We start from the raw sequence: 11,635 nt of genomic DNA, 5'->3' as shown, positions 1-11,635 counted from the left end.
CGGCTTCGGGTCGATCTGCGCCAGCCGAAACCACAGAGCAATAGCAACCGCCCCGCAGATCGACCCGGCGCATCGCCCCACCCATGTTTCGACGCATCTACTCCCGCGTACTAACCCCCGTCAGCGCCCGCACCCGATTCTCATCGGCGGCGAGCTCCCGCGAGCTGCCCGAATAAACGATGCCACCATCGTCCAGCACATAAGCGTAGTCGCTGATCCTGAGACCCATGCGCGCGTTCTGCTCCACCAGCAGCACCGAAATCCCCTCGTCGCGCATCTGCGATACGACGCGAAACACCTCGCGCACGATCAGCGGAGCCAGGCCTTGCGACGGCTCGTCGAGAATCAGCAACCGGGGATTGAGCAGCAGCGCGCGGGCAATCGACAGCATTTCCTGTTCGCCCCCGGAGAGCTGGCGCCCGCGGCTCTCCTTGCGCTCGGCGAGGCGCGGAAACAACGCGTAGATGCGCGCAATCGTCCACGGCCCGCGGCGCACGAGCGGCACCTTCAGGTTTTCCTCGACACTGAGATTGGCAAATATTCTCCGCCCCTCCGGCACGTAGCCGACGCCGCTTGCGGCGATCCGGAAGGTCGGCCAGCGCGAGGTATCCGCGCCGAAGATCGTCACGCGTCCCCGACGCGCAGGCGTCAGGCCCATCAGCGTGCGCAGGGTCGTGGTCTTGCCGGCACCATTGCGGCCGAGCAAGGCCGTGATCTTGCCTTCCTCGACGGCGAGGCTCACGTCACGCAGGATATGACTCTCCCCGTAATAGGTATGCAGGCCGTCGGCGACGAGTGCCGCGTTCATGTCGAGTCCCCCAGGTAAGCGGCCTGCACGGTCTCGTTCGACGCGATCTGCCGCGGCGCGCCCTCGGCAAGCAGGCTGCCGCGGTCGAGCACCGTGATCCGGTCGGCAAGATCGAACACGACGCGCATGTCGTGCTCGATCAACACGATCGTCACGTCACTGCCACGGTACAAGCGGCGGATGAGTTGCGTGATCTCGTGGGTCTCCTGGTCGCCCATGCCGGCGGTCGGCTCGTCGAGCAGCAGCAGGCGCGGATGAAGGGCCAGCGCCATGGCGATTTCGGCAACGCGCTGATCGCCATGCGAAAGCTCGCCGACCAGCCGATCGCCCTTGGCGCCCAGGCCGGTGATGTCGAGCGTCTGTTCGACGCGCTCGCGCACCCGCATCCGCTCCGCGCGGCTGATCCATGGGCGCAGGCGAAGACCGGCCGTCACCTCCGTGCTGATGCGCACGCTCTCGAACACCGTGAGTTCGGGAAAGATCTCGGTGATCTGGAAGGTGCGCGCGATACCTGCCGCCACGCGCCGATGCGCCGGAAGCGCCGTGATGTCGCGTCCGTCGAATACGATGGTTCCCGTGGTCGGCGGGAAAAAGCCGCTGATCAGATTGAAGAAGGTGGTCTTGCCGGCGCCGTTCGGTCCGATGATTGCGCGCAACTCGCCTTTCTCGACGGCGAGCGATACGTCGCGCACCGCCGCGAGGCTGCCGAAGCGCTTGCTGACGCGCCTGACTTCGAGAACGCTCATGACTCGCTCTTGCGTCGGATGAAGCCGAGCAGGCCGCGCGGGAAAAACAGCACGATCGCGACGAACAGCATGCCGATGAAGGACATCCAGTTGACGGTGACGCTCGACAGATAATCCTGCAGCACGACGAACACCGCGGCACCGAGGAGCGGCCCCCAGAAGCTGCGCATGCCGCCCATCACGGCCATCATCACGAAATCGCCGGACTGGCTGAAATGCAGCCCGCGCGGATCGGCGAAGTTGTTCAGGAGCGCGTAAAGCGCGCCGGCGAAGCCCATGAAGAAGCACGACAGCGTGAATGCGATCCAGATGTGGCGATCGACGGGAATGCCCAGAAAGCGGGCGCGCTGCTCGTTCTCCCGGATCGCGATCATCGTGCGTCCGAACGGCGAGCGCAGGATGAATCCCATCGATCCGACCGCCAGCGCCAGGCAAAACAGCGCGAAGTAGTAGAACGCGTCGGCGTTCGAGAGGATGTCGATCGTCGCAACGCCAAGATGGAGGGGCATGCGTGAAAAACCGCGCAGTCCGTCGTCGCCGCCTGTCACCGAGCTCCATTGAAAGGCGATGTAGTAGAAGACTTGCCCGAAGGCGATGGTGACCATCGCGAAGTACACGCCCCGCCGCCGCGCGCAGAGCGCACCCAGCAGCGCGCCGGCGATGCCGCCGAGCAACGTGCCGCACAGCAGCGCGAGCGGCGTGCTCGGCGCCGCGAATTTCAACGCGAAGCCCGCACCGTAGGCGCCGAGCCCGAAATAGGCCGCGTGACCGAACGAAAGCACGCCGGTGAAGCCAAGCAGGAAGTTCACCGACATCGCGGCGAGGCCAAGCACCAGCACGCGTGTGCCGAGCGCGGTATAGCCGCCGAGCGGCGGCATCCAGTAGGGGGCGAGCAGCAACGCCGCCCAGATTGCTGCGAGCGCCAGCAGCCGGCGCCGGCGGGATCGTGGCCGTTCGCTCATTCCAGCATGCCCTCTTCGCCAAGCAGGCCACGCGGGCGCAGCAGCAGCACCACGGCCATCATCACGTAGATGATCGCCTCGCTCGCGGCGGGCAGGAACACCGCCGTGACGCCCGACGCGACCCCGATCAGCAAGCCGCCGAGCAGCGTGCCGGTGAGGCTGCCGACCCCGCCGACGATGATGGCGATGAAGCTCGGCATCAGCAACCCGGTTCCCATGGTCGGCTCGAGCCCAAGCTGACCGGCTGCGAGCACGCCGCTCAGGCCGGCGAGAAACGCCCCGACCGCGAAATTGAGCGAGCGCAACCTGCCCACATTGATGCCGAGCGCCGCGACGGTTTCAAGGTCGAGGGTGCCCGCACGGATACGGATGCCAAGCCTGCTGTAGCGCAGCAGAATGAACAGCAGCGCCACCGCCACCGCGACCGTGCCGACCATGAACAGGCGGTAGCCCGTGACGAAGAAGAACGTATCGCTCAAAGGCTGCGCGAGCACGGCCGGCACGGTCACGGGTTTGCCTTGGGCGCCCCATATGAAGCGGGTGCCGTCCTCGAAGATGAAGGCGAGGCCGAACGTCAGCAGCAGGCTGTACAGCGGATCGCGCCCGTAGACTCGCCGGATGAGCAACCGCTCGAGCGCGAGGCCGATCAGGGCGATGCACGGCGGCGCGATCAGCAGCGCGCCCCAGAAGCCGACGTACGGCGTGATGGTGTACGCAACGTAGCCGCCGGCGACAAGGAAGCCGCCATGGGCGAAGTTGATCACATTGCTCAAGTTGAGGATGAGCGATAACCCGAGCGCCATCAGCACATAGAACGCGCCAATGATCAGCCCGTTGGTGACGTTGAACAGGAGAAGCTGGGTCATCGCACACCGTTCTTGTTATCGTGCATGCCACGTACGCGCGTCGCCCGATGCGCCTGCGCCGTCCGGACAGGGCTGCGGGAATCAGGCCGGCCACTGCAGCTTGCAGCCGGTCTCGCTCTCGGGCGGCGCGGTCTTGTCGCCGGCGACCACGTGTTCGACGCGGAACAGGTCTTCGGGATCGCCGGCCGGCCTGGACAGCGCTTCGCCGACGAACGCCGACGTCATCAGTTGATGGTCGCCCTTGCGGTAGTAGACCTTGTTGGGTTGCAGCTTGATGTCGTCCGCCAGTTCGAATCCGCCGAGCGCTTCGGCAAGCTTTCTGGCGTCGAGGGTTTGTTCCTTGTTGGCGATGGCGGCCAGCGTGCGGACCGACGTGTACCCGAACCAGTGACGGGCGGTGGGCACCTTCCCGCCGTTCACCTTGCGGATGTCGGCCACGAACTTCTCGACGCCCGGCACGCCCGGCTGTTTCCAGTACCACTCCAGCATCCAGATACCGACGCGCGCTTCGGGCGGCATCGACTCGAGCGATTCCAGCTCCTGCTGCAGGCCGGCGACGTGAATATCCTTGCTGATGCCGAACTGTGCGATCTGTTTCAGACAGTTGACCATATCGGAGCCTTGCGGCAACACCAGCAGAACGTCCGGCTTCGCCGCGCGCGCCTTGATCAGATAGGCGGAGAAATCCGTCGTGCCGAGCGGCGTGAGCTCGTTGCCGGTGATCGTGCCGCCCAGCTTCTGCAGGTCGGTCGCCGCGGCCTTCTGCAGGGTATGGCCGAACGCGTAATCCGGTGTGATGAAATGCCACTTCTTGCCGTACTTGGTAAACAGCAGGTCGGCGACGGCGTTGGCCTCCATGCTCGTCGTGTTGCACACGCGAAAGACGTTCCATTTGCAGTCGCTGCCCGTGATCGTGTCGGTATGGCCGCCGGAGACGATGTGCAACACCTTCTTCTCGTTGCTGACCTGGGCAATGGCCTGGGCGATGCCTGAATTCACGTCGCCGATGAGGAACGTGACCTGATCGCGTTCGATCAGCTTGCGCGCCTTCTGCACGCCGGTCCCGACGTCGTTCGCCGAATCCTCCACCATCAGCTCGACAGGCCGCCCGAGGATGCCGCCCCGCGCATTGATCTGCTGGGCGGCAAGCCTTGCACCGATCACTTCGTTCTGTGCGTCTGCAGCATAAACGCCGGTCAAAGGGTCGACCATGCCGATTCGCAGCGGCGCTTCGCCGCGCGACTTGATGATGAACGGAGGCGCCAGTTGCACGGCCGTTGCGGCGGCAGCCGCCTTGAGCAAGGCACGACGATTCAAGTTAGGAATGCGACTCGGTGTTTTCATAGGGTTCTCCCTCACCGTTTGTCGATCCGGGGTGAGCGCATATGCGCTTGCTCCGGTCCCACACAAAGCTGTCGAATCCGTCGATCGCCTCAATGCCTGATCGGCGCGTGAGATAGCCCGCGCCATTCAATCTTGGACGCGTCGATTCGAATTCACAATACGCAATACCCCGCCATCGGGATCTTGCGGCAGCGGCATCGCGCAAGCACGTCAAGCGGCGGGCCCCCCTCAGGGGGTTCGTCCCAGCTTTACGCCGCCACCTCCCACTGCCCACAATGCCTGATCGGCATCACGGACCGGACCGACCCGCGCGCGGACGCATTACCCGCCCCGACCGCCCCGGAACAACGCGCAACGCCGCCCGGGGAACGCACCGTCAATTGTGTGTGGGGGAGCCATGTCACCGCGCGCTCATCTCGTGCTCGTTCTAGCGATCGGCTGGCTCGCCGCCATCCCCGGCCGGGCATCGGCCGACGATAGCCGCCTGCATTTCGAAGCCCACGTCGAGGCCGCCCACAACCAGCTATCGGACCGCCCGACCGAAACGGACGACCCGCACCATGTCCTCGTCATCCAGGGCCGCAAGGACCCGAAAGTCGAGCTGTGGCTCGGCATCGACTTCGCGTCCACCCACCCGGGCTGCCAGTCCCAGACATGGTTCGGCCGCCTGTTCGGCGCGCCGGACCTCCCGCAGGTCGTCACGGACAATGTCCGTTTGCCGGCCGGCCAGGACCGCTTCGAGGTCCGATTCTTCGTTGATCGATATGCGTCGGGCCGCTGCGGATGGCAGCCGCTGGGCGTTCGCCACGCCGAATTCGTCCCCGGCGTCAGCGACGGACCGAGTGGATGGGGCGGGCTGATCGCATTCAGCGACTCGGGCAGGAGCGAAGCGACCCTCGCGTGGTCCTGCCAGCTCGGCGTGTCCGGCGCGTCGTCGACCGACCTCGACTGCCTGACGAGAACGCGGGGTGCCGGCGCGATGCGAATCTCCAGCCAGGGCGGCACGGTCAACGTGACGTTCGAGCTGTTGCCGCGGTCGCCGCTGCCGCGCGGGCTGCAGGCCGCAAGCGGCGGGAAGGCGATCCGGGGTTGAGCGCGGCCGCGGCGGGCGCGCGACCGCGGAACACCGCCGCCGTCAGTGCTTCTTCTGCGCGGCCTCGATCTCGGCCCGCAGCCGCGCCTCCTGCTCCTGCAGTTCCGGCGTGAGTTCCGCGCCGAAGTCCTCGGCTTCGAACACCGGCCGGATCTCGATCTCCGAGTCGCTCTTCATCGGATTCGGACAGCGCTTCACCCATTCGACGGCTTCGTCCATCGACTTCACCTGCCACATCCAGAAACCGGCGATGACCTCCTTGGTCTCGGCGAACGGCCCGTCGATCACGCTGCGGCCCGTTCCGGAAAAGCGCACGCGCTTGCCGCGCGAGCTCGGGTGCAACCCTTCGCCCGCAAGCATCACGCCCGCCTTCACCAGTTCCTCGTTGTACCGGCCCATCGCGGCCAGCAGTTCGGTGTCCGGCATCTCGCCGGCCTCGGATTCTTTCGTCGCCTTCACGATCACCATGACACGCATGTTCCATTCTCCTTGAGTGGGGGAAAGATCGCGCTCCCGCCGACAGTCATTGCACGTCGACGTGCGCCTCCGACACTACGACGAATCAGGATATCGAAAATCGACACGCGGCAGATCATCCGGCGATCCGCCGCGCTCCGGAGTGCGGGTTTACGAGGGGGCGATGACGCTTAAGTCTCGCGGCCGGGCGTCGTTATATGTACCGGTTAGTTAACAAATCGGGGCATTCGCATGAAGCTTTCCACGAAACTGCTGTTGCTCGTCGGCGCGGCGCTGCTGGGCGTCGTGCTGCTGGCCGCGACGGCGCTGCACACGTTGCGCGGCGCGCTGATCGACGGCCGGCGCGAGGAAATCGTCATTCTCCTGACGAAGGCCGAGCATCTGGTCAACGCGTACCGCGAACTGCAGACGAGCGGCGCGCTGACGCGCGAGCAGGCGCAGCAGCAGGCGAAGGAGGCGCTGTCGCGGCTCAACGCGAACGCCCGCAGCTATTACTGGGTCACGACGGCCGACGGCGTCAATCTGGTGCACCCGAACGCGAAGTTCGTCGGCACGAAGGCCAAGGGCAACCGGACGACCGGCGGGCTGACCGATAGCGAGGCGTACCGCGCCGGAATGGCGCAATCGCATTTCGCGCTCGTCGACGTGCTCGTGAAGCGCAGCCCGGACGCGGAACCCGAGCCGAAACTGCAAGGCGTCGTGGCGATCCCGGACTGGGACTGGTGGATCGGCACCGGCTTCTTCTACGACGACATCGACGCCGCGTTCTCGAAGCTCGCCCTTGTGCTCGGCGCGATCGCGCTCGGCGTCGCGGCAAGCCTCGGCGCGATCGCGTGGGCGATCCTGCGCAGCATCAAGCGCACGCTCGGCGGCGAACCCGCGCACGCGACGCAGATCGCGCGCGCGATCGCGACCGGCAACCTGAACGTGCCGCTCGACGTCGCGAAGGCGGCGCCGGGCAGCCTGCTCGCGGCGCTCGCCGAGATGAAGGCGGGGCTTGTCGGGATGATTGCCGAAATCCAGTCCGCGACGCACTCGATCGCGATCGGGGCCGGCGAAATCGCGCAGGGCAATCTCGACCTGTCGCAGCGCACCGAGGAGCAGGCCGCCTCGTTGCAGGAGACCGCCGCGAGCATGGAGCAAATTACCGCGACGGTGAAGCAGAACGCCGACAACGCGCGGCAAGCCAACGGGCTCGTCGCGACGGCCAACGATGCGACCGAGCGCGGCGGCGCGGCGGTGGAGGAAGTAGTGTCGACGATGCAGCAGATCGCGCAGCAGTCGGAGCAGATCGCCGACATCACGTCGGTGATCGAAAGCATCGCGTTCCAGACCAACATCCTCGCGTTGAACGCGGCGGTCGAGGCGGCGCGCGCGGGCGAAGGCGGGCGCGGGTTCGCGGTCGTCGCGTCCGAAGTCCGGTCGCTTGCGCAGCGCAGCGCGGCCGCCGCGAAGGACATCAAGGCGCTGATCCAGGCGTCGGTCGAGCAGGTCGGCCACGGCAGCCGGCTGGTCGGCGTCGCGGGTGAACGGATGACGGCCATCGTCCAGTCGATTCGTCAGGTCGCCGGCATCATGGGCGAGATCACGGCGGCGTCCGACGAGCAGAGCACCGGCATCGAGCAGGTGAGCCGGGCGGTCACGCAGATGGACGAGGTGACGCAGCAGAATGCGGCGCTCGTGGAGCAGGCCGCCGCCGCGGCGTCGTCGCTCGACGAGCAGACGACGCGCCTGCGGGCGGCGGTGTCGGTGTTCAGCGTCGGGTGACGTCCCGGTCAGGTCACGACACCTTGTCCACTGCGGCCGCGTACCGGCCGCCGTCGCGCGCGTCGTCGCCCGCCGCAAGCGTTTCCAGCGCCATCCCCTTCGTTTCGATCCCGAGCGTCCATACGGCCAGCGCCGCCGCCGCGAACGACAGCGCGCCGAGCGTGAACACGCCGCCCTGCCCGAACACCGGCAGCACGACGCCGACCACGTACGGCCCGATCAGCGAGCCGACGCGCCCGATCGCCGACGCGAAGCCCGACCCCGTCGCGCGCGCGCCGGTGCCGTACAGCTCCGGCGTGTACGTATACAGCGCCGCCCACATCCCGAACAGGAAGAACTGCATCGCGAGGCCCGTGCCGATCAGCAGCGCGGTGCTGCCGCCGTACAGCGCGCTTTGCCCGTACGCATACGCCATCGCGCCGCCGCCGAGCAGCGACGCGATGCAGGTCGGCTTGCGCCCCCAGCGCTCGACGAGCCACGCCGCGCACAGGAAGCCCGGCACGCCGCCGAGCGAGATCAGAACCGTATAGAACACCGATTTCGTGACCTCGAAGCCGGCCTGCTGCAGCAGCGCGCCGAGCCACGACGTGAGCCCGTAGAAGCCGAGCAGCGCGAAGAACCACAGCAGCCATACCATCGTCGTGCGGCGGCGGTACGCGCCGCTCCAGATCTCGCGCAGCGCGCCGCGGCCGCGCTGCGCCGGCGCTTGCGCGAGCCGCGCCGGCGGCGGCAGCGTCGCGACGCCGGCCGAGCGCATCACCTTCGCCTCGATGTCGCGCATCACCGCGTCGGCGTCGCCGAGCCGGCCCGCGTGTTCGAGCCAGCGCGGCGATTCGGGCACGACGCGGCGCACGATCAGCACGAACACGGCGGGAATCGCGAGCAGCGCGAACACCGTGCGCCAGCCGAATTGCGGCAGCACGAAGTACGACACGATGCCGGCGGTGATGAAGCCGAGCGGCCAGAAACCGTCCATCAGCGCGATCAGGCGGCCGCGCTTCGCGGCCGGCACGAATTCGGACAAGAGCGTCTGCGCGACCGGAAACTCCATCCCCATGCCGATGCCGAGCAGCACGCGGTAGACGATCAGCGCATCGACGCTCTGCGCGGTCGAGCACAGGTACGACGCCGCGCCCCACAGCACCATGCTCCACTGGAATACCGGGCGGCGGCCGAAACGGTCGGCGAGCAGCCCCGCGACCGCCGCGCCGAGCACCATCCCGAAGAAGCTCGCGCTCGCGACGAGGCCGGCCATCGCGGTCGACAGCCCGAATTCCTTCTTGATCGAGCCGAGCACGAAGGTCATCGTGCCGAGGTCGACCGAGTCGAAGAAGAACGCGATCGCGATGATGAAGAAGATCAGCTTGTGATACCCGGAAAACGGCAGGCGTTCGAGCCGGGCGGCGGCGCTGGCGCGCGCGAAGGGGGCGGTGGCGGCGGGCATGGCGTCCTCTGAAATGAAAAAGGGCCTCGAAGCGACATGCTTCAAGGCCCCGAGCATTCAGTAGACGCGACCACAAAAGGCCGCATAGGAGGAAAAGCGCCGCCGGTTTGTTCAAATGCGTCATCGGCGCGGCGCGCCCGCCGTCAGTTCTTCAACCGATACCCGGTGCGGAAGATCCACGCGACGATCGCGAGCAGCACGGCGAGGAACAGCGTGGTGGCGCCGAGGCTGATCCCGACGTGCACGTCCGCGAGGCCATAGAACGACCAGCGGAAGCCGCTGATCAGATAGACGATCGGGTTGAACAGCGTGACGATGCGCCACGCGGGCGGCAGCATGTCGACCGAGTAGAAGCTGCCGCCGAGGAACGTCAGCGGCGTGATGATCAGCAGCGGCACGAGCTGCAGCTTCTCGAAGCTGTCGGCCCAGATGCCGATCACGAAGCCGAACAGGCTGAACGTGATCGACGTCAGCACGAGAAACAGCACCATCCAGAACGGATGCAGGATGTGCAGCGGCACGAACAGGCCGGCGGTCGCGAGGATGATGAGGCCGAGCAGCATCGACTTCGACGCGGCCGCGCCGACGTAGGCGATCACGATCTCCCAGTACGACACCGGCGCGGACAGGATCTCGTAGATCGTCCCCGTGAAGCGCGGGAAGTAGATGCCGAACGACGCGTTCGAGATGCTCTGCGACAGCAGCGACAGCATCACGAGGCCCGGCACGATGAACGACCCGTAGCCGATGCCGTTCACGTCGCTGATGCGCGAGCCGATCGCGGAGCCGAACACGACGAAGTAGAGCGACGTCGAGATCACCGGCGCGATGATGCTCTGCATCAGCGTGCGCCGCGTGCGGGCCATTTCTGCGCGGTAGATCGCGCGGATTGCTTGGAAATTCATGTCAGGGATGCCTCTCGTGCGCCGTTGCGGCGGTTGTCGATCAGACTGACGAAGATGTCCTCGAGCGAGCTCTGTGTCGTGTGCAGGTCGCGGAAGCCGATGCCGGCCGCGCCCAGGGCGTTGATCAGCGTCGCGATGCTCGCGTCGTCGCGCTGCGAGTCGTAGGTGTAGACGAGCGCGCCGCCGGCGTCCGCGAGTTCCAGCCCGAACGACGCGAGCGTGGGTGGCAGCGCGGCGAGCGGCTGTTCGAGCTGTACGGTGAGCTGCTTCTTGCCGAGCTTGCGCATCAGCTCGTGCTTGTCTTCGACGAGCACGAGCTCGCCGCCCTGGATGATGCCGATCCGGTCGGCCATTTCCTCGGCTTCCTCGATGTAGTGCGTGGTCAGCACGATCGTCACGCCGCTTTCGCGCAGCGAGTCGACGAGCTTCCACATGTCGCGGCGCAGCTCGACGTCGACGCCCGCGGTCGGTTCGTCGAGGAACAGGATGCGCGGCTCGTGCGACAGCGCCTTCGCGATCATCACGCGGCGCTTCATGCCGCCCGACAGCGTCATCAGCTTGTTGTCGCGCTTGTCCCACAGCGACAGCGCCTTCAGCGTCTTCTCGATGTGCGCGGGGTTCGGCGCCTTGCCGAACAGGCCGCGGCTGAACGATACGGTCGCCCACACGGTCTCGAACGCGTCGGTCGTCAGCTCCTGCGGCACGAGGCCGATCATCTCGCGCGCCGCGCGGTACGCGTCGCGGATGTCGTGGCCGCCGACCGTCACGCGGCCGTCGGTCGGCGTGACGATCCCGCAGATCGAGCCGATCAGCGTCGTCTTGCCGGCGCCGTTCGGCCCGAGCAGCGCGAAGATTTCGCCGGGACGGATGTCGAGATTGACGTGCTTCAGGGCCTGGAACCCTGACGCATAGGTCTTGGACAGGTTCGAGACGGACAGGATCGGGGGCGTGCTCACGGGCGAAGTCCGGTTTGAGAGAGGGCGGGCGCCGGCGCGGCGGCGCGCGGGCGCGAAGGGCGAAGCGTGGCGCGGGCAGGCGGCATCGGGCGTTCGATCGGCGTTCGTCTAAGCGATGGGACCGCTATCTTAGCAACGGCGACCGGAGTTTGCCGGAGTGCGCAACAGCCATGCGGGAAAGTTGCCGATTAGTCGGTTTGGACGAACAAACGCTGATTGAGGCGACGGTCGGCGCCGATTCATTGCGAAGTACCGGATTTCAAGGCG

At 66.6% G+C, this 11,635-nt stretch carries 11 protein-coding genes; 2 read left to right on the top strand and 9 right to left on the bottom strand.

The window, feature by feature from the left end; translation table 11 throughout:
- Nucleotides 1-97: 97 nt before the first annotated feature.
- The 5 genes from B7P44_RS29680 to B7P44_RS29660 all read right to left on the bottom strand — a co-directional run bounded on the left by B7P44_RS29680 (nt 98) and on the right by B7P44_RS29660 (nt 4,726).
- Nucleotides 98-808 carry an ABC transporter ATP-binding protein gene (locus tag B7P44_RS29680; protein ID WP_084909423.1) on the bottom strand — a complete coding sequence of 237 codons (711 nt, stop codon included), beginning with the start codon at nt 806-808 and terminating at the stop codon, nt 98-100.
- Nucleotides 805-1,554, bottom strand: a complete 750-nt coding sequence (locus B7P44_RS29675) for an ABC transporter ATP-binding protein (protein WP_084909422.1) — start codon at nt 1,552-1,554, stop codon at nt 805-807. The genes B7P44_RS29680 and B7P44_RS29675 overlap by 4 nt, the downstream gene beginning before the upstream one ends.
- The gene (locus B7P44_RS29670; protein ID WP_084909421.1) at nt 1,551-2,516 is read right to left on the bottom strand and encodes a branched-chain amino acid ABC transporter permease; all 966 of its coding nucleotides are present in this window, start codon (nt 2,514-2,516) and stop codon (nt 1,551-1,553) included. The genes B7P44_RS29675 and B7P44_RS29670 overlap by 4 nt, the downstream gene beginning before the upstream one ends.
- Nucleotides 2,513-3,382, bottom strand: a complete 870-nt coding sequence (locus tag B7P44_RS29665) for a branched-chain amino acid ABC transporter permease (protein ID WP_084909420.1) — start codon at nt 3,380-3,382, stop codon at nt 2,513-2,515. The genes B7P44_RS29670 and B7P44_RS29665 overlap by 4 nt, the downstream gene beginning before the upstream one ends.
- A gap of 81 nt (nt 3,383-3,463) precedes the next feature.
- The gene (locus tag B7P44_RS29660; protein WP_084909419.1) at nt 3,464-4,726 is read right to left on the bottom strand and encodes an ABC transporter substrate-binding protein; all 1,263 of its coding nucleotides are present in this window, start codon (nt 4,724-4,726) and stop codon (nt 3,464-3,466) included.
- Between the two features lie 397 nt (nt 4,727-5,123).
- Here B7P44_RS29660 and B7P44_RS29655 point away from each other — a divergent pair, with 397 nt between their 5' ends.
- Nucleotides 5,124-5,819: a hypothetical protein gene (locus B7P44_RS29655; protein WP_084909418.1), complete on the top strand. Its 696-nt coding sequence runs from the start codon at nt 5,124-5,126 to the stop codon at nt 5,817-5,819.
- Nucleotides 5,820-5,861: 42 nt separating this feature from the next.
- On the opposite strand, the gene B7P44_RS29650 is transcribed toward B7P44_RS29655, so the two are convergent.
- On the bottom strand, nt 5,862-6,296 hold the full coding sequence (locus B7P44_RS29650; RefSeq protein WP_084909417.1) for a YciI family protein: 435 nt from the start codon (nt 6,294-6,296) through the stop codon (nt 5,862-5,864).
- Nucleotides 6,297-6,527: 231 nt separating this feature from the next.
- Between B7P44_RS29650 and B7P44_RS29645 the strand changes: the two genes are divergently transcribed.
- Nucleotides 6,528-8,063 (top strand): methyl-accepting chemotaxis protein, encoded by a 1,536-nt coding sequence (locus tag B7P44_RS29645; RefSeq protein ID WP_084909416.1) that lies wholly within the window; start codon nt 6,528-6,530, stop codon nt 8,061-8,063.
- A gap of 13 nt (nt 8,064-8,076) precedes the next feature.
- On the opposite strand, the gene B7P44_RS29640 is transcribed toward B7P44_RS29645, so the two are convergent.
- From B7P44_RS29640 to B7P44_RS29630, 3 genes are all read right to left on the bottom strand, one after another.
- On the bottom strand, nt 8,077-9,507 hold the full coding sequence (locus tag B7P44_RS29640; RefSeq protein ID WP_084909415.1) for an MFS transporter: 1,431 nt from the start codon (nt 9,505-9,507) through the stop codon (nt 8,077-8,079).
- Between the two features lie 143 nt (nt 9,508-9,650).
- Entirely contained in the window at nt 9,651-10,412 is a 762-nt protein-coding gene (locus tag B7P44_RS29635; protein ID WP_059609714.1) for an ABC transporter permease, read from the bottom strand.
- On the bottom strand, nt 10,409-11,368 hold the full coding sequence (locus B7P44_RS29630) for an ABC transporter ATP-binding protein (protein WP_084909414.1): 960 nt from the start codon (nt 11,366-11,368) through the stop codon (nt 10,409-10,411). Before B7P44_RS29630 ends, B7P44_RS29635 begins: the two co-directional genes overlap by 4 nt.
- Between the last annotated feature and the right edge of the window lie 267 nt (nt 11,369-11,635).

The organism is Burkholderia ubonensis subsp. mesacidophila, from assembly GCF_002097715.1.
Lineage (GTDB): Bacteria > Pseudomonadota > Gammaproteobacteria > Burkholderiales > Burkholderiaceae > Burkholderia > Burkholderia mesacidophila.
This window is presented reverse-complemented; position numbering and strand designations above follow the sequence as displayed.